The organism is Paraburkholderia ginsengisoli NBRC 100965 (assembly GCF_000739735.1).
Lineage (GTDB): Bacteria > Pseudomonadota > Gammaproteobacteria > Burkholderiales > Burkholderiaceae > Paraburkholderia > Paraburkholderia ginsengisoli.
This window is the reverse complement of sequence record NZ_BBJF01000006.1, coordinates 598,982-625,605: the sequence shown is the minus strand read 5'-3', so window position 1 is coordinate 625,605 and position 26,624 is coordinate 598,982. Positions and strand designations below refer to the sequence as shown.

Here is a 26,624-nt window from a genome sequence, read left to right as displayed (position 1 = left end):
GAACCACTTGGACACGGTGATCTTGTCGGATTGGCTCGCCGCGCGGCTCGACCGTGGCGCCGCCGAACCGGTCTACAGGCAAACGCTGCGGCTGATGCAGCAGGCCATCCTCACCGGCCAGCTGCCGCCCGGCACCAAGCTGCCCAGCTCGCGCACGCTCGCCGAAGACCTCGGCATCGCGCGCAACACGGTGCTGCACGTCTACGATCAGCTGACCGCCGAAGGCTATGTGATCTCGACCACCGGCAGCGGCACCTACGTCGCCGACACGCGGCCGGACACGGCCGCCGTGAACGCGCGCAGCAAGCCGGCGTTGGCGGACGCCAATGCGCATCGCGCGTTGCCTGGGGAAATCCCCAGGCCGTCCAAACGCGGCCTGAGCGACCTGTCGATGCGTGGACGGCGCCTGATCGATAAAGCGGGCGTGTCCGCCAAGCAGTGGGGTGCGTTCATGCCGGGCGTGCCCGACGTCGCTGAGTTTCCCGCGCGCACGTGGAGCCGCCTGCAGGCGCGCTTGTGGAAGGAAGCCAATCCCGATCTGCTCACCTACGCGCCGGGCGGCGGCTACCGGCCGTTGCGGCGCGCGTTGTCGGACTATCTGCGGGTGGCGCGCTCGGTAAATTGCACGCCGGACCAGATCATCATCACGACGGGTATCCACCAGTCGATCGATCTCGCGGTGCGGCTGTTGACCGACGTCGGCGATCGCGCGTGGGTCGAGGAGCCGTGCTATTGGGGTGCGCGCAGCGTGCTGCAATCGTCGGGGGTAACGCTTGTGCCGGTGCCGGTCGACGACGAAGGGTTGAATCCGCGCGAACAGGATTTGCAACAGCCGCCGCGCCTCGCGCTCGTCACGCCGTCGCATCAATATCCGCTCGGCATGGTGATGAGCCTCGCGCGCCGCCGCACGCTGCTTGAATACGCGCGCCAGCACAACGTGTGGATCATTGAGGACGACTACGACAGCGAGTTCCGCTATGGCAGCCGGCCGCTGGCGTCGCTGCAAGGACTGGACGACGCCGGTCAGGTGATCTACGTGGGCAGTCTCGGGAAGATGCTGTTTCCGGGGTTGCGGATCGGCTACATGATCGCGCCCGAGCATCTGGTGGATACGTTTCGCACCGGCGTCGCGGAGCTGTATCGCGAGGGGCAGTTGATGCAGCAGGCCGTGATGACCGACTTCATCATGGACGGGCATCTGACCTCGCACGTTCGGCGTATGCGCGCGCTGTACGGCGAGCGCCGGCAGATTCTGATCGACGCGATCACCGCGCGCTTCGGCAGCGAGTTGCCGGTGATGGGCGACGAGGCCGGCCTGCATCTGGTGCTCGGCCTGCCGGACCACGCGGACGATCGCGCGGTGACGGCCGCCGCGTACGATGCGGGCGTGATCGTGCGGCCGCTCGCGAGTTACTACAGCGTCGACCCGCCGCCGCGTCGCGGCCTGCTGCTCGGCTATGCGTGCGTGGCGAACGAGAAGATCGGCCCCGCGTTCGACACGCTCGCGCGCGTGATCGAGCAGACTGCGTTGAAGGCACCGACGCGCGCCGCGTGATCTTGCGGTCCCTCGTGCCATGCGTGGCACGGCGGGCCGCTCATGGTGCTCACTTCAGGCCGAAGTCCACCCGCGTGGTCGCGCCCTTGTCCTTGATGCCGTCGGCGTTCAGCTTCGGCGCGACGATGAACACGCGGCTGCTATCGATCTTGCCTTCCAGGTACTGCTGCACGCTCTGCGCCCGCTGCTGCGCGAGCTGGCGCAAGCTCGCTTCGTCGATCGGCGCATTGGCGGCCAGCGCGCCCTTCATGTCGTCGTCCGGGACGCTCTTCGTCAGGCCGACGAAGTTGCGCGGCTTCTTGAAGTCCGCGGACTTGTAGGCCTTCGTCAGGTACTTGTCGTACTCCTTCGGATCGATCGTGACCGTCGACAGGTCGACGCTCTCGCCGTTGCCCACTACGTCCTTGATCTTCTGCTGCTTGACGAGGCGCTCGACGTATTGCGTGCGCAACGCCGGTTCGTCGACAGCCGGATCGACGCGGCCGATCAGGTCCATCTTGACCGACTGCTTGTCGGCGAGCGCCTTCACGATCGTGTCGAGCTTCCTGGTGTCGGCGTCCGTGAGTTTCGCCGAGCCCGGCTCGAACTCGACGTAGCCCAATTCCTCGCCGCCGCCGCCGAATGCGTTGGCGATCAGCGAGAACGGCGCGGTCACCGCCTTCTGCAACAGATTGAGCACCGCATGCCAGATCAGGCCGCCGACGCTGAACTCGGGATTCGACAGCGAGCCCGACACCGGCAGATTCACGTCGATCTCGCCGCGCGAGTTCTTCAGCAGCGAAATCGCGAGCCGCACCGGCAGCTTGGTCGCCGTGTCGTTGTCGATGTGATCGCCGAACGTGAGCTGGTCGATGAACAGATGGTTGTCCGCGTTCAGCTGATCGTTGTCGAGCTTGTAGTGCAGGTCGACGTTCAGCTTACCCTTGGTGATCGGATAGCCGGCATATTTCGACGAATACGGCGTGAGGTTGGTCAGTTCGATATCGTGCGCGCTCGCGGTCAGATCGAGCGCCGGTTTGGCGATCAGCGGATTGACGGTGCCGCGAATCGACAGCGGACCATTGGCCGCCAGTTTCGCGGCGATGTCGACCGGCGCGGATGTGGTCGACTGTGTGCCGAACGCGCCGACCTTGCCCTGGATGCCGACCAGGTTCGCTGTGAAATTCGGCCTGATGAAGTTGTCCGTGTACGTGACGCGGCCCTGTTGCAACAGCAGTTCGCCGAAGTGCAGCTTGACCGGACTTTGCGGCGGCGTCGCGGCGGTCACGGTAGCGGGTGCTGCGGGTGCGGAGGACGCAACCGGCGCCGACGCAACGCTCACCGCCGACGCCGCCTGCGGCGTCAGTTGCACCGGGTCGGCGCCGCTCTTGTCGCGCGTCAGCGATTGCGCGGTGCCGGTTTCGTGCGCGACGACGTCGGTCAGATTGAGCTTGCCTTGCGCGTTGAGCAGCACGCGTCCATAGAACTTCGTGAAGGTGACGCGAGCCGCGTCCACGGCCGTGCCATGTTCGTCGTAATCGGCCTTCAGGTTCGACAGCGCGAGCGAGCCCCAGCCCGCGAACGGATCGGAGGTCGCCTTGTCGAGCATGCGCACGTCGACGAGCGCCATGTCGCCGTGATAGCTCGCCTTCAGCGACTTCGCCTGCGTCAGCGCGAGGTCGCCGTTCGCATTGAGCAGCGCGCTCGCGATCACCGCATTCAGCTTGCCGCCGAAGTACGGCTCGAAGGCCGCCGCGTCGAGCCGGTTCGCGTTCACCTTGACGGCGACTTTGAGCGGCGTCGCGGTGACGTCGCCCTTCACGCCGAGCGTGCCCTTCCTGTTCAACGTCGCTTGCAGATCGACCGGCAGCGGACGGCTCAGGTCGTCGCTGATCTGCTGCACCTTCAATTGCAGCGGCGTGATGCTCAGCTTCACCGGCTGCGGCGTGGTGTTGTCGGTGAAATTGGCGGTTGCGTCTTTCAGCGTCAACTCGCCGATCTTGTAGTGCCACGTGGGCCCTTCGGCGTGCGCCTTTTTGGCCGCGTGCACCGCGGTGCGCTCCTGCGCGGCTTCGTGCGGACCGGCGAGCGACGCGAGGTTGATGCTGCCATCCTTCAGACGCTGCGCGTCGACCGCGAGGCCGGTCGTCGCGACGCTGGTGACGTCCGCCGTGCGCCCGGCCACATCCACCTGCTTGACCACCACGCTGCCTTGCGCGAGCGAGATCAACGGCGCTTTATCGCCGCGCGCGGCCAGCTTCAACGCCTGCAGGTCCAGTTGCGTATCGGCGACCATCACGGCCACCGGCGACTTCGACCAGTTCGCGTCGATGTTCGTCGTTGCGGATAGCGCGCCGTCGGTCACTTGCGCGGCGGTCGCGGTGTCGAGATAGGGCTGCAGCGCCGGCAGCTTCAACGACTTCAGATCGAGCTTCGCGCTCGCCGTTTTCGCGGCGAGACCGAGCTTGCCGTCGACGCCGAGCGAACCGCCGCCATCCTTCAGCTCGGTGTTCAGCGTGTAGTGCGCGGGTGCGTTCGCGAGCGTCGAAAAATCGTTCAGCGTGACTGCGAGCTTTTGCAGACCGACGTCGACCGGGCGGGAGGCCGCTTCGTCGTGAACGTTGACGGTGCCGTCGCTGAGCACGAAGCGTTTGATCGCGAGGTCCAGAGGCGGGGCTTTTTCGGCGGTGTTGGCTTTCGCGCTTTCCTTCGCGTTCGCCGTCGTGTTCGTCTTCGCGCCGGATGCCGCCGCGGGCGCACTCGCCGCCGGCTTCCGCGGGGCCGCTTCGGTAGCGGCAGCACCCGGCGCGGCAGGCGCGGGCGCGAACATCCGCTCGACGCTCAGTACGCCGTCCTTGTCTCGCGCGAGACTCGCGCTCGGCGCATCGATACGAATTTCGTCGAAGTGATAGACGCTTTTCAACGGCTCCAGCGTCGCGGCGGCGACATGCACCGCGCGCGCCGCGAAGAACGGCGCCTTGCCCTGATCCTTCACGTCGACGTCATTCATGTCGACGGTGCCGGCCACGCGCAACGAAGGCGCGTCGTTCGACATGACGAAGTTGAGCTTCAGATCGGTGGACAGCTTGCCCGACTGCACGATCACCGGCAATCTGGTCGGCACGTACGACATCAGGCGCGGCACGTCGAGGCCATCGAAACGCAGCGACACCTCCGACTCGCGCGACGCCGCGAACGGCTTGGTCTTGCCGTCGATGGCGAGCGGACTGCCGTCGATGCGCGCGCGCAGCAATGGCTCGACGAAGATATCGGTCTTCGACGGCAACGTGGCGATGAACGGAATGCCGAGCTTCCATTGATCGATCACGTGCGTCGTGCCGAGCAGTTTGTCGTCGAACGTGATCTGACCGTTTTCGAGGCGGATGTTCGACACCGAGAACAGCGTCGGTTTGCTGTCGGGCGCGGCCGGCTGCTTCGAGAACTTCTCGATCAGGTCGGTGAAATTGAAGCGTTGCGCATCGTAGCGAACGATGTGAAAGCGCGGCGAGTCGAGTTGCACTTCATCGACGATCGGCGCGCCGCGAAACAGCGAACTCCACGACGGCTTCACGATGAGCCGCGCGATATCGACGAAATCGCCCGCGCCGCCGCGCTCGCCGATATGCACGCTATCGGCTTCGAGCCGCAGCGTGTACGGATTGAGCGCAATGCGGCCGATCGTGGCCGGGCGGTCGAGCTGCTTGCTGAGCTGTTGCTCGGCGACGTGGCGAATCAGCGGCGGCGCCGCGAAAAAGCCGAGCAGACCGAACACTACGAGAAAGATCAGCAGACCTATGATGACACGCCGCGTACGGCGTGACTGCGCGACGTCGCGCACGGTCTGCATGGAAGATGCGAGTGATGCTTTATTGAGGCTTGCCATGCTCGGTTTTGGGTAATGCGGCGGCAAGCCCGCCGCGAAAACGAAAATCCCGCAAGCGGCAGTATAAGGGGTGAACGTGGGCTGGGACAGGAATGTCAGTCTTCGCTTGACGATTCGGCCATGCGATAACGCCGCAGATCCGTCGCGAAAAGGCGTTGAATCTGCGGCGTTCGCTGCATTATTGAGGGCGTCGTTTCCGCGTGGCTGTCATCTCGCCGGTGAAGTGCGCCGACACATTCACCGGCGCAAATCAATCACGCAGTTGACCGAAGCATTTCATTGACGCACGACCGCCGGCGGTTGCCAGCTGCCGTCGGTGGCTTGCGGCTTCGGTGCGTAAAGGCGCAACACCAGTTGCAGATCGGCGCGCGGCGCCGGCAGCCAGTTGCCGTTTTTCGCGCGCGTGGACGACACGACCACATCGAGCGAACCATCGCGATTGCGGTGCGCGCCACTGCGATCGCCGACCGCGAGACGCGCCGGCGCGCTCTCGCCCAACGCGCCGTCCTTCGTGTACGCGGTGATCGACCAGAAGCCATGCACCGGCGGCAACTGATTCGACGCGAAGTGGATCACGTAGCGATTCGCGCCGTTCAGCGGCTGGCCGTCGCTGTCCCGCGTAACGACCGCGCGCACCTCGTCGTCCTTCGTGCCGATGCCCGGCTGCACATTCGCGGCGTACGCGCGCAACGCGTAGTCGGGACCGTAATTGCCCACGTCGTCGCCGAACCAACTCCAGCCGTTGCCGGTCAGCAAATTGGAAGGCGCGGTGCCGATGCGCTCGTGGCCGTCCGCGAGACCTGCCGCGATCGCCTCGCGCGCGCCCGGCAACTTCACCGGCTCGCCGGGTGTCACGCCGAGGTCCGCGAGGATTTTCAGCGCGTGCGGATCGGCGGGTGTCGGCGGATTGTCAGGCAGCGCATCCGCGAGACGGTTGAAGAAGCCGCTCGCGTCGAGCGCGGCGACTTGCGCGGCCGGCGTGCCGGCGGCGCCCAGCGCGGCATCGGCGGCACTGCTGCGCGGCGGCACAATCGAAGCGGAGCGCGAGTCGCCCACGTAGACGCTCAGCGGCGCGACGCGAATCGCGCGTTGCAGCTTGCGCACCGCCGTGAGGTCGCGCGCGCCGTTCGACTGGATGCGCACGCTCATCCATGCGTTGCGGGTCGGCACGTCGACGCGCTTCGCGCCCTGGGGCAGTTCGCCCTGCCAGCCCGGACCGACGAACGCGATGGTCTGCGCCTTGATGCCCTTCGCATTGGTCGCGAACTGCGAGCCGGTCGACCACACCACGTTGGTCCACATGTCGAGCACGCGGGCATCGATATAACGGCCGTGCGAGTCGGGCAACGAGACGATCACCGGCTCGCTGCCGACGTCCAGCCAGCCGGTCGAGTCGAGCGTATCGATACTCGGCTGCGGCGGATTGGCCGCGCCGATCGGCGGCAACGCCTGCGCATGGCGCAGCGTATTGAATGGCGCCTGGCCCGGACCGGTGCCGACCGCCGCGTCGCGCGCGACGCCCATCAGCACCAGCGGATAGCCGAACACGTACGAATCGGCGACTTCATCCTTGATCCAGCCGGTATTCTTCGGTGTCGCGGACGGAGTCGACGCGCAGCCGGCGAGGAAAGCGAGGCCCGCGAGCGATGCGCAGGTCCAGTGAATCGAAAACAGTTCTCGGCGATTTTTTATCATTCGTTCAGGTGGCGGAACGTGCAGTCCTATGGGAGATGCCGGTGCTCAGCGATACCTGCCATGCGTGGTCTCCCAAAGCCCAGCGCAGCCAGACCGCAGTTCGCGATGCCGACAACATCGGGTTGTATCGTATCCTTGCTTACCAGGCAAGCGCAAAGGCAGCGATAACGTTTTATAACGCGAGGACGAAGTCTATTTAATGTACGGTTGACGTTTTTAATCACATTCGTCCCGGCTCGCGCCGCTTTCCGACTCGACGGCACGCTTTGCCTTTTTGGCCTTTGGCCTTTTCGCCCCTTTCGTCTTTGGAGCGCTTCAATGTATATGCCCGCCCATTTCGAAGAGAACCGTCCAGAGGTTCTCCACCGCCTGATCGCCGAGCAGCCGTTCGGCGCGCTGATTACGAACGGCCCGAACGGGCTCGACGCGAATCATTTGCCATTCGAGGCGGAGTTTGCCCCGGAAGGCCGCGAGGCTTCGGCGCCTCGCGCCCGCTGCATCCTGCGCGCGCATGTCGCCCGCGCCAATCCGGTCTGGCAGGAAGCCGCCACGCATCCCGACGCGCTGGTGATCTTCCAGGGCCCCGCCGCGTATATCTCGCCGAGCTGGTATCCGAGCAAGCATGAAACGCATCGGCAGGTGCCGACCTACAACTACATGGTGGTGCATGCGCATGGCCGGATCGTCGTGCGTGACGACGAGCCGTTCGTGCGCGGTCTCGTCGCGCGGCTCACCCGCAAGATGGAAGCCGGCGAAGCGGCGCCGTGGAAAATGGGCGACGCGCCCGCCGACTACATCACGCAGATGCTCGGCGCGATCGTCGGGATCGAGATCGAGGTGACGCGGCTGGTCGGCAAGTGGAAGCTCGGCCAGAACAAGGAAGCCGCCGACCGGCGCGGCGCGGCCGATACGCTGCTCGCGCGCGCCGGCGATCAACAGCAGGCCGTCGGCCAGGCGATGCTGGACGCGCCGCCGGCTTTCTGAGCGAACGCTTGCGACGGCGGGTCGGCGGCCCGCCGTGTCGACCGCCGCGTCAGGAAAGACCGCCGCATCGCCGGTCCTTGACTTTCCCGTCGTGGGAAGGTCGATACTGGATTCACGATGCGGCCAATGCCGCCACGAGCCTGCCGACCATGACCGACCTTGCCAACCCGCGGCGCGCGGCCGATGTTGCCTCTGTTGCCGCTTCCGCCTCCGCTCCTGCTTCCGCTTCCGACCGCTTCGACGAACTCGATATCGGCGGGATGACTTGCGCGTCGTGCGCGATGCGCGTCGAGAGGGCGTTGGCCAAAGTGCCGGGCGTTGTGCGCGCGTCGGTGAATCTTGCCACTGAGCGCGCGCGTGTCGAAAGCGATGCGACTGTCGATCCCCGAGCGCTTGCCGAGGCCGTGCGCAAGGCGGGGTATGACGCCACGTTGCTCGCACGCGCGGACACAGCTACAGACGCGACGCCGGCTGAAGCGCCACCGCAAACCACGGAGCTGGCGATCGGTGGCATGACCTGCGCGTCCTGCGTGATGCGGGTCGAGAAGGCGCTCGCCAAAGTGCCGGGCGTCACACGTGCGTCCGTCAACCTCGCGACCGAAACCGCCTCCGTCGACCTGAGCGGCGCAGCTTCCGACCCGGACGCGTTGATCGCCGCCGTCCGCAAAGCCGGCTATGAAGCGAGCTTGATCGCGCCGCCCGAAACCCTCACCTCGGCCGCGACCGACGCCACCGCACCCACAGCCGCCCCCGCCCTCGACCTTAAACGCGTCCAGGCGCGCCGCGAACTCGCGGCCGTGCTCCTCTGCGCCGCGCTGACATTGCCGCTCGTCGTGCCGATGGTCGGCGAATGGTTCGGCGTGCACGCGATGCCGTCGCCGTGGCTGCAATTCGGCCTCGCGTCGATCGTGCAGTTCGTGTTCGGCGCGCGCTTCTATCGCGCGGCTTATCGGGCCGTGCGCGCGGGCGCGGGCAACATGGACCTGCTGGTGGCGCTCGGCACGTCGGCGGCGTATGGCATCAGCGCGTACGAACTCGCGTCGCATCCGGGCGATGTGATGCATCTGTATTTCGAAGCGTCGGCGGTCGTGATCACGCTGGTGCGCTTCGGCAAATGGCTCGAAGCGCGCGCGAAGCGCCAGACCACCGACGCGATCCGCGCGCTCAACGCGCTGCGTCCGGAGCGCGCGCGCATCCGCGTCGGCGGCGGCGCCGACACTGCCGAGCGCGACGTAGCGCTCGCGCAGGTGCGGGTCGGCACGGTGGTGATCGTGCGGCCGGGCGAACGCGTGCCGGTCGACGGCGCGGTGCTCGAAGGCCGCACGCACATCGACGAATCGCTGATCACCGGCGAAAGCCTGCCCGTGCCGAAGCAGCCGGCCGACCACGTCACGGCCGGCTCGATCAACGGCGAAGGCGCGATTGCCGTCACGACCACCGCGATCGGCGCGGAAACGACGCTCGCGCGGATCATTCGCCTCGTCGAAAGCGCGCAGGCGGAAAAGGCGCCGATCCAGCGGCTGGTCGACCGGGTCAGCGAAATCTTCGTACCGGCGATCCTGGCGATCGCGTTGCTCACGCTGATCGGCTGGCTGCTCGCCGGCGCGGGCGGCGAGACCGCGCTGCTGAACGCGGTGGCCGTGCTGGTGATCGCCTGCCCGTGCGCGCTCGGGCTGGCGACGCCGGCGGCGATCATGGCCGGCACCGGCGTCGCCGCGCGGCACGGCGTGCTGATCAAGGACGCCGAGGCGCTGGAGACCGCGCATCGGGTGACGATCGTCGCGTTCGACAAGACCGGCACGCTGACGCTCGGCCAGCCGTCGATGACGGCGTTCGAGCCGATCGGCGGGATGGGTCGCGACGAGGCGCTGGCGCTGGCCGCCGCCGTGCAGCGGCACAGCGATCATCCGTTGGCGCAGGCGGTGGTGAAGGCGTATGACGCGGCGACGGCTGAGACGCGCAACGCGCACACGCCAGTGATCGCAACGACGGCAGCGCAAATTGCAGCGGCTCCTGCCGCCACGTCACCGACCATTGACAACCCCGCGACGACACCCGCTCACCCACTTGTTCGCCAAGCCACCGCCGCGCGCGCAATGGCCGGCCGAGGCGTCGAAGCGGACATCGATGGCCGCACGCTCGCGCTCGGCAGCACGCGCTGGCTCGACGAACTCGGCATCGCGTTGCCGCCCGCACTCGCCGCGCGCGCTCACGAACTCGAAGCCGCCGGCAACACCGTCTCCTGGCTGATGCAACGCGACCCGCAAGCACCGAAAGCGCTCGCGCTGATCGCTTTCGGCGACACAATCAAACCAACAGCGCGCGCCGCCATCGAACGGCTTGCGCAAATGGGCATTCGCAGCGTGCTCGTCACCGGCGACAACCGCGGCAGCGCGGCGAGCGTCGCCCATGCGCTCGGCATCGACGAATTCCACGCCGAGGTGCTGCCGGACGACAAGGCACGGGTGATCCGCGACCTGAAGATTCGCCATGCGGGCATCGTCGCGATGGCGGGCGACGGCATCAACGACGCCCCCGCGCTCGCCGCCGCCGACATCGGCATCGCGATGGCGACCGGCACGGACGTCGCGATGCACGCCGCCGGCATCACGCTGATGCGCGGCGACCCGGCGCTCGTGGCCGATGCCATCGACATCTCGCGTAAGACCTGGCGCAAGATCCAGCAAAACCTGTTCTGGGCGTTCGTCTATAACCTGATCGGGATTCCGCTGGCCGCCTTCGGCTTGCTGAATCCGATGCTTGCCGGCGCGGCGATGGCGTTTTCGAGCGTCAGCGTGGTCACCAATGCGTTGCTGTTGCGCACGTGGCGCGGCGCGCCTGGACGTCAGGTACGGTAGAAGAAGCGCGCCGGACTTCGGGCGAGCCCCCTTCCGCACCGCACTCATTACGAACCACTTTCAACGGCCCTAAAGGTCTCCGCAGTCGCAGCCGTAAACCAGACAACGACGCTGGCCATGCCCACACACGGCTGGCGCTTTCGCTTGTCCCCCTTACTCCGCGACTATCCATGGACATTCTCTTCTTGCGCCGCGCCAGCGTCGGCGCTCGGCTCGCCGTTCTTTCGTGCGTGCTGGTAGCGTTGCTTTTCGCCGCGTTTACCTGGGCGCTCACGCGCGCCGCGGGCGCGCAGGTTCGCGATCAGGTGCTCGAACGCATCGCCGAAAAGGACCGCTCGATCGCCGCGATGATCACGTTGTTCGACAAGGCGCTGTCCGCCGAAGTCGATCGTTCGATGGCGCTGTTCGCGAGCTTCCTGCCCGCCGACTACTCGCTCGACGACACGCAGAAGGTCGACATCGGCGGCGTGGCGACACCGACCATCAAGGCCGGCGACAAGGTGCTGAATCTGGACTTCACGATCCCCGACCAGTTTCTCGAACGCAGCGGCGCCGTGGCCACCGTGTTCGCGCGCAGCGGCGACGACTTCGTGCGCGTGACGACCTCGCTGAAGAAGCAGGACGGCTCGCGCGCGATCGGCACGCTGCTCGACCGCAAGGGGCCGGCGTACGCGCCGCTGCTCGCGAACCGCTCCTACACGGGACTGGCCGCGCTGTTTGGCAAACGTTTGATCACGCAATACCGGCCGATTACGGACGCGAGCGGCCGCGTGATCGGCGCGCTGTTCGTCGGCGTGAACGTGGACCAGGAGATCCAGTCGGTCGAAGACGGCATTCGCAATCTGAAGATAGGCGCGAGCGGTTATTACTTCGTGCTCGACGCGTCGAAAGGCGCGGAGCGCGGCAAGCTGATCGTGCATCCGGCCGCCGCCGGCCAGAAGGCCGACGATGCGAACGCGCCGTATCAACGCATGCTCGACATGCAGCACGGCCAGCTCGACTACCGCTCCACCGACGCGACGCTCGGCGAGCACGACGCGCGCGACAAGCTCGTGTCGTTCGTCACCGTGCCGGAGTGGCAATGGCTGGTGGGCGGCGTCGCGCCGCGCGACGAGGTGATGGCCGACGTCGTCGCCACACGCAATCGCTTCCTGCTGCTCGGCCTCGTGCTGGTCGGCGTGTTCGCGGTCGTGTTCCTGATCGCGGTGCGCCGTCTCGTGAGCCGCCCGCTCGACGAAGCGGCGAAAGCCTCCGAGCGTTTCGCATCGGGCGATCTGAGCGTGCGCGTCGCGCAGCACGGCCACACGCGCGCCGACGAAATCGGCCGCCTGATGCAGTCGATCGACGGCATCGGCGAAGGCCTCGCGCGCATCGTTTCGCAGGTGCGCAACGCGTCGACGGATATGTCGGAGGGCACCGAGAAGATCGCCGCCGGCAGCGGCCACATTGCCGCGCGCATCGCGACCCAGGCAAGCAGCCTCGAAGAAACCGCGGCCAGCATGGAGCAGATCACGTCGACCGTGCAGCAAAACGCGGCTCACGCGACGCAAGCCAACACGCTCGTCACGCGCGCGGCCGATGCCGCGCTCGAAGGCGGCCGCGCGGTCGAACGGGTGGTGTCGACGATGGGCGAGATCAGCCGCTCGTCGCAGAAGATCGCGGAGATCACGACGGTGATCGAAGGCATCGCGTTCCAGACCAACATCCTCGCGCTGAACGCCGCCGTCGAAGCCGCACGCGCGGGCGAGCACGGCAAAGGCTTCGCGGTCGTGGCCTCGGAAGTGCGCGCGCTCGCGCAACGCAGCGCGGCGGCGGTGAAGGAAATCGAAAGCCTGATCGCGAGTTCGGCGACCACGGTCGAAAGCGGTTTCCGGATTGCCGAAGAAGCCAGCGCGACAATGCAGGGCATCGTCTCTCAGGTCGGTCAGGTGCGCGCCATCATGAGCGAAATCAACGTGGCGTCGCGCGAGCAATCGGGCGGCATCGAACAGGTCAACCTCGCCGTCACGCAGATCGGCGAGGCGACCCAGCAGAACGCGACGATCGTCGGCGAAGCGGAACTCGCCGCGGCCGAGTTGCGCGAGCAGGCCGCGCGTTTGGCGCAAGTGGTCAGCGTGTTCAAGCTTGAACGCGGGCGGGAGTGACGGTTTCTGTGGCCGTTTCTTTTGTGGCCGTTTCGATGACAGGTTGAGCGGCGTGGAGCGCGGCGCGGTACCCGTTACCGCTCCGGCTACGCTTACGTCATCGCAGTCGATGCGCTTCTCGCCCAGGCTCACGCGATCACAGCGCGCTCAACGAAGCGTCATCAAAATTCGACGTCCAACTCGTCGATCTCTTCCACTTCCCGCTGCGCGTCGGCGATCCACTGCTGCATTTCAGGCAGCGCGACGATCCGCTGCCCGTATTCGACGATCTCCGGATCGAGCTTCACGTCATAGGTCACGAAACGCGTCACGACCGGCGCGTACATCGCGTCCGCCGCGGTGCGCTCACCAAACAGGAACGGTCCGCCGTAGCGTTGCAGGCACTCGCCCCAGATCGTTACGATCCGGTCGATATCCGATTGCGCGCGTGCCCACACCTTGAAGCCCGGAAAATGCGCCTTGAGGTTCATCGGCAATGCCGAGCGCAGCGAAGCGAAGCCCGAATGCATCTCGCCGCAAATCGCGCGGCAATGCGCTCGCGCGCGAATGTCCTTCGGCAACAGCGCGGCTTCGGGTTTCACTTCGTTCAGATACTCCGCGATCGCGAGCGTGTCCCAGATCTCGATGCCGTCGTGCACCAGGCACGGCACGAGAATCGACGGCGACAACAGCAGAAGTTCGGCGCGTGCGGCGGGATCGTCGATCGGCATGACGATCTCTTCGAACGGCAAGCCGCTGAACTTCGTCAGCAGCCAGCCGCGCAGCGACCACGACGAATAATTCTTGCTGCTGATAGTGAGCGTGGTATTCGCCATACGTTTCTCCTCCAGATGACGCGCCCGGCCGACGCCTGAACCCAGGCATGCACGCCGCCGTGCGCGCACGCACCAAAGCGCGGCACTTTCGGCCCGTTGTACCGACTCGCGCAAATGCTATGCCAACGTGCACGCGCAGTCGGGCCCGTCAACAGGCATGCATGGCACATGACTTGCCTCTATTCGGGCTCCTTCCTTTTTCTGCATTCGTGCGAAGGTTATGAACCTGTTCGCATACCCTGCATACCAGGCCTGCGCCGACATGATGTTGCCAATGCGGCACGGCGCGGCACTGATGAAGCATTCTCTCGACGCATGGCCCGCGTTCGGCGACACGTCGCACGGCCGCTCGCTGCGCGCGGCCTGCGAACTGTTGACGCTGGCCGGACTCACGCCCGTGCGTCCGCCGTTCGGCATCGACAGCGTGGTGACGGAAGGCAGGCAGGTGGACGTCGTCGAAGAAATCATCGCGCACACGCCGTTCTGTTCGCTGCTGCATTTCCGCAAGGAGATCACGCCGTCGACGCCGCAGCCGCGCGTGCTGGTGCTCGCGCCGATGTCGGGTCACTTTGCGACGCTGCTGCGGGGCACTGTGCGCACGATGCTGGCCGACCACGACGTGTACATCACCGATTGGCACAATCCGCGCGACGTGCCGCTGAGCCAGGGCCGCTTCGGCTTCAACGAATTCGTGCAGCACGTGATCGACTTCACGGAGAAGATTGGGCCGGGCTCGCACCTGCTGGCGGTGTGTCAGCCGACCGTCGCCGCGCTCGCGGCGGTCGCGCTGATGGCCGCCGACGATCATCCCGACCAGCCAGCCAGCATGATCCTGATGGCCGGGCCGCTCGATACGCGCATCAATCCGACGCGCGTCAACGAGCTGGCGAAGAGCAAGCCGATCGAGTGGTTCGAGCAGAATCTGATCAGCGCGGTGCCGTTCGGGTTCGCGGGCGCGCATCGTCGCGTGTATCCGGGCTTCATGCAGTTGAGCGCGTTCATGTCGATGAATCTCGCGCGCCACGTCGACTCGTTCGAAACGATGTACTACGAGCGCGCGAAGGGCGATCCGGCGAAAGCCGATGCAATTCACACGTTCTACGAAGAATACTTTGCGACGATGGACCTGACCGCTGACTTCTATCTGGAGACCGTCGACACGGTGTTTCAGCGGCACGCGCTGCCGTTGCGCGCACTTGAAGTGGAGGGGCGCCTGGTGGACCCGTCGAAGATTCGCCGGACCGCGTTGCTCACCGTCGAGGGCGAGAAGGATGATATCTGTGCGGTCGGGCAGACCCTCGCCGCACAGGACATGTGCGACAAGCTACGGCCGTATCTGAAGACGCATCACGTGCAGACCGGCGTCGGGCACTACGGCGTGTTCAACGGACGTCGCTGGGAGCGGCACATTTACCCGCGCGTGCGGGCGGTGATTTACGACAACGAGCCGCGTGCGGTGCTGGTAAGTTCGCGGGCGCGCACGATTCAGCCGGTGTGGATGCCTGCGGCGAGTGCGGCTGAAGTGGCGGTAGCGTCGCCGGCGGCTGCCGCGGTGGTCGATGTGGAATTGGGAGTTGAAGTCGACACACAGCCGGTGGGGGTTGGTGCGAATCGGGTTGGCGCTGCTGGCGGGGACGGCAAGGGCGAAGGCGGTGTTGCTGCCCCTACTGCCGCCGGCACGGCTACCGGGGCAAAACCAGCAGCGGCGCGAGTGCCGCGCAGACGACCATCGGCGAGTTAATGGCCTGGGAGGGGGCTTGTTCGCCGCGCTTGTCTGATGTGCATGGCGTGGTGCACGCGCCTGTACGTCGTGCACTACTGGCGGCTACCCCACGCCGCCGATGCCGTCTTCCATCGCGATCAAGCGGTCACACTCTTCCACGGCTTCACCGCCGGTACTTCACACGGCCCTTCGACTTCGATCGATTTGAAATCGGCCGGCGACACGATCTCGATGTACTCCATGTCTTCCGAGTAATCGAACAGATAGTGCACGATGCCCGGCGCCTGATGCACACAGTCGCCGGCGGCGACGAGCGTCTCCTTGTCGCCGTACATGAAGCGCGCCCAGCCCTTCAGCATGATCACAATGTGGAAGTCGGCCTCATGACGGTGCCAGCCGGTGCCTTGCTCTGGTGCGTGATTCGCCTTGACGAGTTGCGCGAGCACCTTGCCGCCGGTCGCCTGCGCGATGCCGAGATCGCGGTACAGAAAAAAGTCGCGTAAGCCCTGATCCACGTAGGACGTGTCTTGCGGACGGACATGGCTGAATTGCGTGGTGAATTCGGTGGACATGATCGCGCTCCAGGAGAGTGAGCCGGCGGTTGAAACGATGCGTTGGAGCGTCGGTTGCAAGCATCAAGCAGGCCAGTTCGGCGGCGCTGGTTTTGCCCGTGTGGGCGCGTCGGGAGACATGATGCGATAGATGCCGCGCCGCATTGCACGGCGCGGTTCGGCGTACTTCAGACGTCCGGCTGTTGTCAGGCGGTCGGCCGGAACATCTGGAACATCTCGCCGATTTGCGCGTAGTCGGCGCGATAGCCGGCACGCATGATCGGCTGGGCGGCTTGCGTGTCGAACAGGCCTTCTTTCAGATAGGCCTCGTTGATGTGCACGCCGACCACCTGGCCGAGCGACAGATAGTTGTCCATCGGCGTGCCGTCGAGCGCGTGCAGACGCACCACTTGCAGCAGCTTGCATTCCAGCGCGGCCGGCGATTCGGCGACGTGCGGTACCGCGACGTTGCGCCCGGGCGCGGGCGTCAAGCCGGCGAGTTCGAATTCGTCGACGTGCGGCGCGACCGGCGCAGACGAACGGTTCATCTGCTCGGCGAGCGGCCGGGTCGCGAGATTCCAGACGAATTCGCCGGTGGCTTCGATGTTGCTGACGCTGTCCTTGCGGCCTTCGCTGCAGAAACCGATGATCGGCGGGAAGGTGGCGAATGCGCCGAAGAAACTATACGGCGCGAGGTTCAACGTGCCCTCGGCGTCGCGCGAAGAAATCCAGCCGATCAGACGCGGCGCGACGATGGCCTTGAACGGGTCGTGCGGCAGACCGTGGCCGGCGGCGGGATCGTAGAAGTAGTGGGACATAGGGTGGCGTTGTAATTGACGGGTGACGCGGAGTGGCTAGTTATACCGCAGAGTGGCGGGCGCTGCTGCCGACGTCTTGCAGCGTCGCGTGTGACGCGCCGCTTTCAGGATAGCGGCGCGGTGGCAATGCTTCGGTGATGCTTTGGTGGCTCTTTCGCGACGCCGTGGCGACACTTCGGGGCGCCTTCGCAGAGCCCTCTGCGACGCGCGAAAACGGAGGTGTTCGGACGCGCCCGTTTGTCTCCGGCCACATTCACCTTTGCCACATTCGTTCACGTTCAGGCACGCAGCGCACGCTGCGGACATACGCATGCAAACGCATCGAGCGTGCCTCAGCGTGCACCGCGTCGCATCACGCAAGCTCAGCCCCGGCTGATCACGCGCTTGCGTCCTTCCTTGACCTGCGCCAGATGCGCGTCGTCCCAATCATAGAACCCCGCGCCGCTGCGTATGCCGACGCGCCCCGCCTCGACCTTCTCGCGCAGCAGGTCCAGCACGTCTTCATCTTTGGCGAGTTCCGGCATCAGATGCGAGGCGATATCGAGGAAGGTATCGAGCCCGCCCATGTCCGCGCCTTCGAGCGGCCCGACGATCCCCCAACGGCGACCCAGCGACGCCTTCATCACCCGGTCGACCACATCCGGCGTCGCCGCGCCCGAACGCACGATGTTCAACGCCTCGCGCAACACCGCGAACTGCAAGCGGTTACCGACGAAACCCGGAATCGCCTTCGCCAGCACCACCGGCTCCATGCCGATCGCGCTCATCAGATCGGCGGTTCGTTGCGTCACTTCCGGCGCGGTCGCCGTGCCCGGCACGACTTCGACGAGCGGGATCATGTGCGGCGGATTCCAGAAATGCGCGATCACAAAGCGCTCTTTCGCGCGCAGCGGCGCGACCAGTTGATCGGGAGGAAAGCCGCTCGTGTTGCTCGCGAGAATCGCGTCGTCGGCGAGCAGCGCGGTCAGCGCCGCATACAGCCGATGCTTCAGTTCGAGCACCTCGGGAATCGCCTCGATCACGAATTGCGCCGACGCCATCACGGCGAGCTGCGCATGCGTTTCGATGCGCGCGAGCGCCGCGTGTTTAGCCGTCGCGTCGATGCGTCCGGCGTCGATCAATTCGTCCAGCACCGCTTCCGCTTTTGGCGCGACGCTCGCGAGGCGCGCCGGATCGACGTCATGCACGATCGTCCTGTAGCCGTGCAGCGCGCTTTGCGTCGCAATGCCGACGCCCATCAACCCCGTGCCCACTACACCAATAGTTGCCTTGCTCACGCCGCTCTCCCGCTGCCGTCGATAAAAGCCTTGAAGCATAGCGCAGCGCACCTGTTTGCAAGCCCGAACGTGACAAAGCCGGTCTTCCGCGAGGAAGGACCGGCTTTGTGGACTTCACGCCGCGGGGCGCGGCGTCGTCATGCACGCATTAGCCGTGATGCGGCCCGCGATGGTCGTCGTGATGACGCGGATCGCGGTCGTGCGGATGATTGCGCATCCAGTCGTCGTGGTCCCAGTAACGGTGGCCGTCGTAGTAACGATCGCCGTGCCAGCCGATGTTGATCGACAAACCCACCGGCATCATGTGCGGCTGCCCGTACACCGCCGGGCCGTAGCCGTTCCCGACCACCACCCGTTCCTGGGCGATGGCGCTGCCGGCCGCGAGCAACGCGCCGCCAGCGAGCAGGGTTGCAATGATCGAACGCGAAGTCTTGTTAAAGGTTTTCATAGTGATCTCCCGTCAAAGTGTTGTTTCAAGCCAGCGTGCGTGTTCGTCAACCTTCATCTTCGAACTGCGTGTTCGGGTTCGAACCCGACGCCGTACGCTTGAAACCAACTTTAGCGGCGCAAACCGCATGAAGACGTGAGCACTTGTAAGCGGGCATTTCACTGAAGGGGCCGGATGGCGGCGCGTCGTTTTCACGCTTGCGCCCCGTCAGTAAAGGTCTGCGCCGACGATCGAGCGCCGGAGGTGTCGGCTGGATGTCAGCCGCCGTTACACTCATTTCGTCGGAGAAATATTTGGCAAGAGGCGCGGTTCCGCCCGACTCGCCAAAAACAAAAAGCCACGGCACGCGTTTCGCGAACAGTGGCTTCAATCATGCGATGCGCACCCGAAGTGCGCGTCCCCGCGCGGTGCTCCGCGCTCAGGACAGTACTGCCTGGCTTTTAGTCGGTCAGCTTGACGCCAAACAACGTAGCTTGCGCGCGGCGCATACGTTCGGATTCGCGGCTACGCGCTTCGTACGAATAGTCCGAATCCATCGGCAGGTGGGGCGACGCAAAGAGGTCGCTGACCTTTTGGAACAGTGCAAAAATGAAGCTCATGGCGACTCCCGGTTGGTTGCTGCATTACTAGGATTTTCCCTTAAGGCTAAGTATAGGGTTTTCCCTAGGCAAAAGCTAGTGCAATGCAGCAATTTTTCGGGTGTGGTGTGATGCCGCAGCTTTTTCCGGGGATGGTGCGTTGCATCCCGACAACGTCCCCGTTTTCACAGATCCAGGGTCGAAAGTATTGGCTATTGCAGGGTGGTCGAAACAGGCTTCCGGTTCCGCGCCGGTTTGGCGCGCGGCGCGGCTTTGCGCGGATTGACGACAGCTGCGTCCACAGCGCCGGCTGCGGCGCTGTCCGCACACAGCAACGTCGCGCTATTCACGGACACGATCAAACCCGGCAACGTCCGTGTGGGATCGTCCTGGGGTTTGACGGTCGCCCCGGTCGCCGAAAACTCGATGTTCAACGCCCAATGGCCTTCGTGGATGCCCTGATCGCGCAGCAGCGCGCCCAGCAGTTCGTCGATGGAATATTTGTGCTCGCTGGTCGGCATGGTGGCTCCGTCAGAAGATGCGCTGGCGTATCCGGTCCGGCTTCGCAACAGCAGGGGGGAGTGTAAAACGCCGAGTGGGGTTGCGAAGCGGGGGGCGGCGGGCGAGTGCCTTACGGCGCCTATCCGGCGAGACGGGAACGGTGATGTGGGTTGTAGAAGCAAGCCGCCGCTACCGGCTGGCGCCGGCGCGGCGGTGTCGGCCGATCAGCCCGGGCTACCGGCTTTCGCCCCGTACTCATGCAATGCTCGCGCGCCGCGCTTGCCGCGGGCCGTCGTTGCGGTTGCGGCGGCTTGATTCGCGGCGGGCGTCGTCGCAGCCGCGGTGGCGCCATTGGCCGCCGCCGCGTTGGCCACCGCGATGTGCGTGTCGAGCAAACTCGCCATGGCCGCCTGCTGGTTTTGCATCATCTGTTCGATGCGCTGCTGTTGCGCCGTGGTCTCGCGCGTGAGGCGCATCAGGAGCAAAGTCTGCGTGATGCCGATCGCCACCGTCGCCAGCAGCGCGCCCACCACGATCGACAGCATCCACTTCATGCGACGCGAATGATCGGTCGCTGCGCGGCGCTGATCGGCGATCACGCCGTATAACGCGTCGACGGTATCGGCAAAGGCCGTGGCCCGTGCGCGATCGAGTTCCGGCGCGGCACGCAGCGCGGCGGCCGCCGCTTCGGCGCGCGGCGCCTCCCGCCAGGGCGTGGCGAATGCGGCGTTAGCCTCGGCGGCGGACGTGGACGCGGACACATTGGTCAACGGCTTCGCGTCCGCCTTGGGGCTCGCAGGCTCGCCCGGTTCGGTAGCGTCGGCCGAACCGGTCTCCGCGGCACCTGCTTTCACCGGAGTGCCTTCGGCAGACTTACCCGCCGCCGTCTCGCTTCCCGTCGCGGCCGCTTCGCGCGAAGCCGTCGCTGCCTTCGCGAAAGTCGCGGCGAAGCGCTGCGGCGCCGGCCTGCTTCCCCCCAGCTTCGACGACGCCACCGAGTCACCCGCCGCGGGTTCGGCCGCCTGACGCAGCGCGGTCACACTGCGCGCAACCGTCGCCGCCGCCATCGCGGACGTAGGCGGTGCAGCCGTTTCGCGTGCCGACGCCGCCGGTTTCTCACCGGCATCGAAGGCCACTTGCGCGGGCGGCTTCGCACCCGCAGCATCCGCGGCAGCCGCTTGCTCGCCAGCAGGGAAAGCCGGCATCGCCGGCTCGATTTCGAGCCCGCTCAACTGCGCGTTGACGGGCACCGGCTCGTCGGCCCTGACGCTGCGAGGCGCGCGACGCGCAGCCTTCGCGTCGAGCAGCACGCCGTCGCCGGCATCGATCGCGCCGACCGCCGCCAGCACCACATCGGGTAACTCAAAGCCATGCAGCGTGCCTTGCCGGATGTCGATGTTCATCGCTTCCAGCGTGGCGCGGGTGGGATCGTCGGGGAACAGGTCGAGGGTGCTGTCGTCGCGGGATGCGCTGCTCAGTTGCGCGAGGCGTTGTGCCGAGCGCGCGGCGCGCGCCAGTTTGTTTTCGGTGTCACTCGAGACGGTGGCCTGGCGCCGCTTTTTCGAAGCGACACGCGGAGGCCGGGACTGCCTGGTTGCTACGGAATCTGCCATAGAGAAAAAAGCGGTCGTCGCCGTAAAGCAGGCGCCGAGCACCGCTCGTCAATGCCACTGGAATTTTTCGAGACCGCATTGTCGCATGGCCGCCCGCCCCTGCCGAAGCCATTCGCCGACGATTTTCGCCTTTTTAAGATGACACCTCGTCCTGCCGGAACTGCCTCACGCCGTGCAGTTGACGCAAGCGCGCGCAGATCGCCTCGTATTCCGTATTCGACACGCGATGCAGCGTGATCATCACTTCGTCGCACTCGGGCGAGTCGTCGCTTTGCTGCATCACGAACTGCTTGACGCGCGGGCTTGCGGCGCCGAGTTCGTCGTGCAGCGAGTGAAACGTCATCGCGCCGCGCTCGACGAGCATCGTCACCTGGCGCCGTTGCTTGACCGTGATGAAGCGGCGCTCGAGCGGCTTGATGCCGGCGAGGATGATCAGAATGATGATGGTCGCCGCGATCGACGCCGTGTACAGTCCACCGCCGACCGCGAGGCCGATCGCGGCGACCGACCAGAGGCTCGCCGCTGTCGTCAGTCCGCGCACGATCTCGCCGCGCAGCAGGATCGAGCCCGCGCCGAGAAAGCCGATCCCCGACACCACCTGAGCGGCCATCCGCGACGGATCGAGCACGACGTGTTCGCCGCTCAGCACTTCGGCGAAGCCATAGGCCGACACGATCATGATGAGCGCCGAGCCGACGCAGACCAGCATGTGCGTGCGCAGCCCCGCCGCCCACGAGAGCCGCTCCCGCTCAAAGCCGATCACACTGCCGAGCGCGGCGGCCAGCACCAGACGGGAGATGAGTTCGAGATTCCCCAGCATTATTTTTCCTCCTTATCAGAAATTATTTGAAGCGTTTTCCGCGCGTGGGGCGAGGTGTCAGCGGGACCCGTTTGCTTTATGCTAGGCCGCACGCAGCCGCGCGCGCGTGGCTGCGTGGGCAATGCGGCCCGCCCGTGCCGATACGGACATCGACGCCGCGTTGGTTGCGTGCAAACCGGGTAGCATCCGCACTCGCCGCCGGAACCGCTCGGACGACGGACCGGTTCCGTGGACGCGCCGCCATCGCGCGCCTGATCAACTTGACTATACCGAGCATGAAACCTGCCGCAGCTTCGACGATCGCCCTCGCCACCGCCCTGCGCGATCACTTCACGACTGTCGTGCTGCCCATGTGGCGCGGACCGGGTTTCAACACCGCGCTGAAGCTGCCCTACGAAGCGCTCAGCGCCGAAGACCACCGTCCATTGGCCGCCGAGCGCTACCGCGCAATGGCCTGCGCGCGGCAGCTGTACGTGTTCTCGCAAGCCGGCGACGCGGAGCATGCCAACGTGCTGTTCGACTCGTTGCGGCATACCTTTCAGGACACTGTGCACGGCGGATGGTTCTACAGCGTGGACGCCCAAGGCGCGCCGCTCGACACTGCGAAGGACCTGTACACGCACGCGTTCGTCGTATTCGCATGCGCGGAATACGCCCGGCGTTCCGGCAATCGCGATGCGCTGACGCTCGTGCATAACACGTCGGCACTGATCCAGTCGCACTTCGCGGCCGGCGGCGATCTGTTCAACGCCGCGTTGAGCGCGGACTTCGGCAGCGTGACCGGCACGCCCCTCCAGAATCCGCTGATGCACCTGACCGAAGCCTGGCTGGCCGCTTGCGAAGCCACACGCGACAATGTCTTCGGCGCCGCGTTGCGCCGTCTGGCCGGCGCCGTCGCGCATCACTTCGTGCATGAGCCGACCGGCTGTGTGGCCGAATTGCCGATCGGCACGAGCGGCAACCGTCTTGAACCGGGCCACCAGTTCGAGTGGTTCTGGCTGGTCAAGCAGGCGGGCGCCCAGTTCGACGGAACCGGCCTCGCCGAAGCGCTGTCCCGCGCGTTCGACTTCGCGCAACAGCACGGCGTGGACCGTGAGACCGGCGGCGTCTGCGCATCACTCGACGAAACCGGCGCGGTCAAGGACGCCACGCAGCGGATCTGGGCGCAAACGGAATATCTGCGCGCGCTGGCCTGCCACGACGAGCCGGCTGCGCTCGCCGCGCTACCGCGGCAAATCGAGCTGTTCCAGCAACGCTTTCTGCATCCGCGCGGCTGGTTCGAGTGCAAGACGCCGGCTGGCGACGTGGCCCGCGCTGACATGCCGTCCACGACGCCCTACCATCTCGCCACCGCGTACGCCGCGTTGCCGGCCTGAGCGGCGGCGGCTGCAACCGTCGCGCGACGCGAGCCCGCCGCCTCCTGTCACACGGTCATGGCCAGGAAACCCGCCGAACCCTGGTATCGCGCACCGCCCGCAGAGGAAGTCTGTCCGCTGTGCGGCCGGCCGATCCCGGCGAGCCAGCGCGACCTGCACCATTGGGTGCCCAAAACGAAAGGCGGCAAGGAAGTCGCCGCGCTGCACCGCATCTGCCATCGGCAGCTTCACGCGCTGTTCACGGAAACCGAACTCGCACAACGCTATTCGACCGTCGACGCCCTGCTCGCCGACGAAGCGGTACGCGCCTTCGTTCGCTGGGTCCGCACCAAGCCGAATCATTTTTACGAGCGAAGCCGCCGCAGCGCGAGGAAAGGCTGAGGGCCAAACGGAGGAAAAAGTTGAACGCGCGAGCGATTCGCGCGGCCGGCTGCACGCCGTGGTGACCTTAAAACCGGTGGCCGACAGCTTGGCCGACCACCCGGTCGATCAATACTCTTCGCGTTGCCAAGGTCCCCAACCAGCGTTCGAGGATTTAAAACGCATATAAGTTGCGCTTTGGCCAGTGGGAATTTCCGACGTGTCGCCGTGCGGCTTCCGATCGGTTGTGTGAAGGGCGAAAGCCTGACGTTCCTCGGTATCGACAGTGATTCGGCCGATGGGGTCCGGGGCGCCCTCTTGAGGGGATTTAGACTCCAATATCGCGAGATAGGGGGTCAAACGACTCCAGAACGACGAAAGTTCTTCCTGCAAATAATGTGTCAATGTTTTTCCTGGAAGAGTAATACAAGCAGTTTACCCTACCGGGCGGAACACCCTTCCAAATGCTCTCCAAGGCTTCAAAAAGGCCGGAGCCGGGGAATACCCGAATACTGGTTGATTGGCGTCCATCATAAAGACGTGATACAACTCTCACTTCGCGCTCGATCTCGTGTTGAGAAAAAGCGGGTCGCGAATGCAACACACAACATTTACTGGATCAAAAATGGCAACAGGTACTGTGAAGTGGTTTAACGATGCAAAGGGCTTTGGCTTCATCACGCCGGACGACGGCGGCGAAGACCTGTTCGCGCACTTTTCGGAAGTTCAAGGCAGCGGCTTCAAGTCCCTGCAGGAAAACCAAAAGGTGTCGTTCGAAGTTAAGCAAGGCCCGAAGGGCAAGCAGGCTGCGAACATCACGCCGGCCTAAGTACCTTCAGGTACTTGAAGCACCCTTAGGCGCTTGCGCCTGAGCAAAATGGCCCGCTTTCGCGGGCCATTTTCTTTGGAACGACGCCTTCTTTTTAAGCGCTTGCCTGGTTTAAATCGCGCGCATTCCGGATAAGCCAAATTTCGCAATCGACCCGCTCATTTCATCGAGCTGTTGCGTGCGCAACACAGTTTCAGAAATTTCGAACACGGATACAGCCTGTTTCAATTGCTGCGTCTGCTGATGCAATGAAGCCGCCGCCGCCGCGGCCTGTTCGACGAGCGCCGCGTTTTGCTGCGTCATCTCATCCATCTGCACCACCGCCTGGTTCACCTGTTCGATGCCCGTGCTCTGTTCGAGCGACGATGCGCTGATCTCCGCCATCATCTGCGTGACGCGCGAAATCGACGCCGACACGTTGCTCATTGCTTCGCCGGCATGCTCGACCAGCGCCGAGCCGCCCTGAATCTCCGCGACCGATTCGCTGATCAGCGTCTTGATCTCCTTGGCCGACTGCGCGCTGCGCTGCGCGAGACCGCGCACTTCACCAGCCACCACCGCGAAGCCGCGGCCCTGCTCGCCCGCGCGCGCCGCCTCGACGGCCGCGTTCAACGCGAGGATATTGGTTTGGAACGCGATGCCGTCGATCACAGAAATAATCTCAGCGATCTTGTCCGAGCTCTGCGCAATGCCGCGCATCTTGTCGACCACCTCGTTGACCACTTCGCTGCCGCGCGAGGTCGCATCGAGCGCGGTCTCGGCGAGCGCGTTGGCCTCGCGTGCGTGATCGGCGTTCTGGCGCACCGTGGCGGTCAGCTCCTCCATGCTCGACGCAGTTTCTTCGAGCGAAGCCGCCTGGCTTTCGGTGCGCGCCGACAGATCGGCGTTGCCGGTCGCGATTTCATCGGCGCCGAGGTGGATCGAGTCGGCGGATTCGCGCACGGTCTGCACGGTGCGCGCCACGCTCGCCTGCATTTTCGCAAGGCCCGAGAACAGCCGGCCGATCTCGTTGGTGCCGCGCGCGGCGATCGGCTGATCGAGGCGGCCTTGCGCGATGCGGTCGAAGTGGCGGCCCGCTTCCTCCAGCGGCGCCACCACACCCCGGCGCAGCGCCGCGTAGACGGCGAAGGTGCCCGCCACCAGCGCCAGCAGGATCACGATGCTGACGACGCGAAACGCCGCCATGCGGGCGTCGATCGAATCGAGCGACGCGCGGCTCGCCGCAGCGCCGAACTGGACGAAGTTATGCGACTCGGCGAGGTAAGCGTCCTGGAACGACTGCGTCGGCTGATCGAGGAAGGCCTGGATGTTGTTCGAGTCGAGAAACTGCACGAGTTCGGCGAGCGCGTCGTGCAGCTTCTTGTAGCGCTCGGCGAGCGCGGTCGCGCGGGCGGTGTTTTCGTCGCTGGTCTTCTGCGCGCTCATGAACGCGCCGAACGACTGATCCGCGGCGGTCAGCTGTTCGCGGGCATGCTGCACGATGTCGGTCGGCTCCGCGCCGCCGCGCACCATGCGTGTGCCGGCGCGCGACAGGTTGATGCGCGCATCCATCAGCCGCTGGGTCGTTTCGTTGACCGCGTCCACCTGCTTCAACGCAATGTTCGACAGGTCGCCCACGTCGTCATGCGTGCGAGTGAGGGACCAGAAGCCGAGCCCCACCGTGACGAGCTGGAACACGCAGAACGCGGCGAGAACACACAACAGGCCGGAGGCGACCTTGATCTTGCTGAACATCGTGGATACCTGAAGACAAATGAAGGCAAAAAATTGACGGAGGCTATGCCAGGGTTAACGGCAGGTTCGCGTTCGGCTTGAGG

At 65.4% G+C, this 26,624-nt stretch carries 21 protein-coding genes; 8 read left to right on the top strand and 13 right to left on the bottom strand.

Features of this window, described 5'->3' with window-relative positions:
• The first annotated feature begins 7 nt into the window (after window positions 1–7).
• Entirely contained in the window at window positions 8–1,555 is a 1,548-nt protein-coding gene (gene pdxR / locus BGI01S_RS15765; RefSeq protein ID WP_042326735.1) for a MocR-like pyridoxine biosynthesis transcription factor PdxR, read from the top strand.
• Window positions 1,556–1,604: 49 nt separating this feature from the next.
• Here pdxR and BGI01S_RS15760 read toward each other — a convergent pair whose 3' ends face one another.
• Window positions 1,605–5,417 carry a DUF748 domain-containing protein gene (locus tag BGI01S_RS15760; protein WP_042326733.1) on the bottom strand — a complete coding sequence of 1,271 codons (3,813 nt, stop codon included), beginning with the start codon at window positions 5,415–5,417 and terminating at the stop codon, window positions 1,605–1,607.
• A gap of 276 nt (window positions 5,418–5,693) precedes the next feature.
• Window positions 5,694–7,112 carry a DUF1254 domain-containing protein gene (locus BGI01S_RS15755; RefSeq protein ID WP_042326731.1) on the bottom strand — a complete coding sequence of 473 codons (1,419 nt, stop codon included), beginning with the start codon at window positions 7,110–7,112 and terminating at the stop codon, window positions 5,694–5,696.
• Between the two features lie 318 nt (window positions 7,113–7,430).
• Between BGI01S_RS15755 and BGI01S_RS15750 the strand changes: the two genes are divergently transcribed.
• From BGI01S_RS15750 to BGI01S_RS15740, 3 genes are all read left to right on the top strand, one after another.
• The gene (locus BGI01S_RS15750) at window positions 7,431–8,096 is read left to right on the top strand and encodes an FMN-binding negative transcriptional regulator (protein WP_042326729.1); all 666 of its coding nucleotides are present in this window, start codon (window positions 7,431–7,433) and stop codon (window positions 8,094–8,096) included.
• A 149-nt stretch (window positions 8,097–8,245) separates the two neighbouring features.
• Window positions 8,246–10,954, top strand: coding sequence for a heavy metal translocating P-type ATPase (locus BGI01S_RS15745; protein WP_042326727.1), 2,709 nt, complete (start codon window positions 8,246–8,248; stop codon window positions 10,952–10,954).
• 170 nt (window positions 10,955–11,124) lie between these two features.
• Window positions 11,125–13,098, top strand: a complete 1,974-nt coding sequence (locus tag BGI01S_RS15740) for a methyl-accepting chemotaxis protein (protein WP_042326725.1) — start codon at window positions 11,125–11,127, stop codon at window positions 13,096–13,098.
• A 161-nt stretch (window positions 13,099–13,259) separates the two neighbouring features.
• Here the strand turns inward: BGI01S_RS15740 and BGI01S_RS15735 are convergent, their stop codons facing one another.
• A complete protein-coding gene (locus tag BGI01S_RS15735; RefSeq protein ID WP_042326724.1) occupies window positions 13,260–13,913 on the bottom strand; it encodes a glutathione S-transferase family protein in 654 nt (217 codons plus the stop codon).
• 220 nt (window positions 13,914–14,133) lie between these two features.
• Between BGI01S_RS15735 and BGI01S_RS15730 the strand changes: the two genes are divergently transcribed.
• Window positions 14,134–15,654 (top strand): polyhydroxyalkanoate depolymerase, encoded by a 1,521-nt coding sequence (locus BGI01S_RS15730; protein WP_084585378.1) that lies wholly within the window; start codon window positions 14,134–14,136, stop codon window positions 15,652–15,654.
• 119 nt (window positions 15,655–15,773) lie between these two features.
• Here BGI01S_RS15730 and BGI01S_RS15725 read toward each other — a convergent pair whose 3' ends face one another.
• The 9 genes from BGI01S_RS15725 to BGI01S_RS15695 form a co-directional block, all read right to left on the bottom strand.
• Complete coding sequence (locus tag BGI01S_RS15725) at window positions 15,774–16,208, bottom strand: cupin domain-containing protein (RefSeq protein ID WP_042326722.1); 435 nt, start codon at window positions 16,206–16,208, stop codon at window positions 15,774–15,776.
• A 185-nt stretch (window positions 16,209–16,393) separates the two neighbouring features.
• Window positions 16,394–17,005: a flavin reductase family protein gene (locus BGI01S_RS15720; protein ID WP_042326720.1), complete on the bottom strand. Its 612-nt coding sequence runs from the start codon at window positions 17,003–17,005 to the stop codon at window positions 16,394–16,396.
• Between the two features lie 362 nt (window positions 17,006–17,367).
• Complete coding sequence (locus BGI01S_RS15715; protein WP_174447409.1) at window positions 17,368–18,321, bottom strand: 3-hydroxyacyl-CoA dehydrogenase family protein; 954 nt, start codon at window positions 18,319–18,321, stop codon at window positions 17,368–17,370.
• Window positions 18,322–18,430: 109 nt separating this feature from the next.
• Complete coding sequence (locus tag BGI01S_RS15710; RefSeq protein ID WP_042326719.1) at window positions 18,431–18,730, bottom strand: hypothetical protein; 300 nt, start codon at window positions 18,728–18,730, stop codon at window positions 18,431–18,433.
• A 46-nt stretch (window positions 18,731–18,776) separates the two neighbouring features.
• The gene (locus BGI01S_RS30220; RefSeq protein WP_157004185.1) at window positions 18,777–19,100 is read right to left on the bottom strand and encodes a hypothetical protein; all 324 of its coding nucleotides are present in this window, start codon (window positions 19,098–19,100) and stop codon (window positions 18,777–18,779) included.
• A gap of 70 nt (window positions 19,101–19,170) precedes the next feature.
• Complete coding sequence (locus BGI01S_RS30575; RefSeq protein WP_167335652.1) at window positions 19,171–19,329, bottom strand: hypothetical protein; 159 nt, start codon at window positions 19,327–19,329, stop codon at window positions 19,171–19,173.
• Between the two features lie 191 nt (window positions 19,330–19,520).
• Window positions 19,521–19,829 (bottom strand): hypothetical protein, encoded by a 309-nt coding sequence (locus tag BGI01S_RS15705; RefSeq protein ID WP_042326718.1) that lies wholly within the window; start codon window positions 19,827–19,829, stop codon window positions 19,521–19,523.
• Window positions 19,830–20,033: 204 nt separating this feature from the next.
• Window positions 20,034–21,422: a hypothetical protein gene (locus BGI01S_RS15700; RefSeq protein WP_042326716.1), complete on the bottom strand. Its 1,389-nt coding sequence runs from the start codon at window positions 21,420–21,422 to the stop codon at window positions 20,034–20,036.
• Window positions 21,423–21,555: 133 nt separating this feature from the next.
• Window positions 21,556–22,242, bottom strand: coding sequence for an MgtC/SapB family protein (locus tag BGI01S_RS15695; RefSeq protein WP_042326714.1), 687 nt, complete (start codon window positions 22,240–22,242; stop codon window positions 21,556–21,558).
• A 266-nt stretch (window positions 22,243–22,508) separates the two neighbouring features.
• Here BGI01S_RS15695 and BGI01S_RS15690 point away from each other — a divergent pair, with 266 nt between their 5' ends.
• The 3 genes from BGI01S_RS15690 to BGI01S_RS15680 all read left to right on the top strand — a co-directional run bounded on the left by BGI01S_RS15690 (window position 22,509) and on the right by BGI01S_RS15680 (window position 24,807).
• Window positions 22,509–23,618 carry an AGE family epimerase/isomerase gene (locus BGI01S_RS15690; RefSeq protein WP_042326868.1) on the top strand — a complete coding sequence of 370 codons (1,110 nt, stop codon included), beginning with the start codon at window positions 22,509–22,511 and terminating at the stop codon, window positions 23,616–23,618.
• Window positions 23,619–23,675: 57 nt separating this feature from the next.
• A complete protein-coding gene (locus BGI01S_RS15685; RefSeq protein WP_042326712.1) occupies window positions 23,676–23,999 on the top strand; it encodes an HNH endonuclease in 324 nt (107 codons plus the stop codon).
• 604 nt (window positions 24,000–24,603) lie between these two features.
• Window positions 24,604–24,807, top strand: a complete 204-nt coding sequence (locus tag BGI01S_RS15680; protein WP_006047528.1) for a cold-shock protein — start codon at window positions 24,604–24,606, stop codon at window positions 24,805–24,807.
• A 111-nt stretch (window positions 24,808–24,918) separates the two neighbouring features.
• On the opposite strand, the gene BGI01S_RS15675 is transcribed toward BGI01S_RS15680, so the two are convergent.
• A complete protein-coding gene (locus BGI01S_RS15675; RefSeq protein ID WP_042326710.1) occupies window positions 24,919–26,541 on the bottom strand; it encodes a methyl-accepting chemotaxis protein in 1,623 nt (540 codons plus the stop codon).
• Window positions 26,542–26,624: the final 83 nt, after the last annotated feature.

Coding starts and splice junctions, on each gene's coding strand:
- BGI01S_RS15705 (WP_042326718.1), bottom strand. CDS start 19,829: ATGCCGACCAGCGAGCACAAATATTCCATCGACGAACTGCTGGGCGCG.
- BGI01S_RS15730 (WP_084585378.1), top strand. CDS start 14,134: ATGAACCTGTTCGCATACCCTGCATACCAGGCCTGCGCCGACATGATG.
- BGI01S_RS15685 (WP_042326712.1), top strand. CDS start 23,676: ATGGCCAGGAAACCCGCCGAACCCTGGTATCGCGCACCGCCCGCAGAG.
- BGI01S_RS15720 (WP_042326720.1), bottom strand. CDS start 17,005: ATGTCCCACTACTTCTACGATCCCGCCGCCGGCCACGGTCTGCCGCAC.
- BGI01S_RS15715 (WP_174447409.1), bottom strand. CDS start 18,321: ATGCTTCAAGGCTTTTATCGACGGCAGCGGGAGAGCGGCGTGAGCAAG.
- BGI01S_RS15675 (WP_042326710.1), bottom strand. CDS start 26,541: ATGTTCAGCAAGATCAAGGTCGCCTCCGGCCTGTTGTGTGTTCTCGCC.
- BGI01S_RS30575 (WP_167335652.1), bottom strand. CDS start 19,329: ATGAGCTTCATTTTTGCACTGTTCCAAAAGGTCAGCGACCTCTTTGCG.
- BGI01S_RS15710 (WP_042326719.1), bottom strand. CDS start 18,730: ATGAAAACCTTTAACAAGACTTCGCGTTCGATCATTGCAACCCTGCTC.
- BGI01S_RS15695 (WP_042326714.1), bottom strand. CDS start 22,242: ATGCTGGGGAATCTCGAACTCATCTCCCGTCTGGTGCTGGCCGCCGCG.
- BGI01S_RS15740 (WP_042326725.1), top strand. CDS start 11,125: ATGGACATTCTCTTCTTGCGCCGCGCCAGCGTCGGCGCTCGGCTCGCC.
- BGI01S_RS15760 (WP_042326733.1), bottom strand. CDS start 5,417: ATGGCAAGCCTCAATAAAGCATCACTCGCATCTTCCATGCAGACCGTG.
- BGI01S_RS15750 (WP_042326729.1), top strand. CDS start 7,431: ATGTATATGCCCGCCCATTTCGAAGAGAACCGTCCAGAGGTTCTCCAC.
- BGI01S_RS15680 (WP_006047528.1), top strand. CDS start 24,604: ATGGCAACAGGTACTGTGAAGTGGTTTAACGATGCAAAGGGCTTTGGC.
- BGI01S_RS15735 (WP_042326724.1), bottom strand. CDS start 13,913: ATGGCGAATACCACGCTCACTATCAGCAGCAAGAATTATTCGTCGTGG.
- BGI01S_RS15725 (WP_042326722.1), bottom strand. CDS start 16,208: ATGTCCACCGAATTCACCACGCAATTCAGCCATGTCCGTCCGCAAGAC.
- BGI01S_RS15745 (WP_042326727.1), top strand. CDS start 8,246: ATGACCGACCTTGCCAACCCGCGGCGCGCGGCCGATGTTGCCTCTGTT.
- BGI01S_RS15755 (WP_042326731.1), bottom strand. CDS start 7,112: ATGATAAAAAATCGCCGAGAACTGTTTTCGATTCACTGGACCTGCGCA.
- BGI01S_RS15700 (WP_042326716.1), bottom strand. CDS start 21,422: ATGGCAGATTCCGTAGCAACCAGGCAGTCCCGGCCTCCGCGTGTCGCT.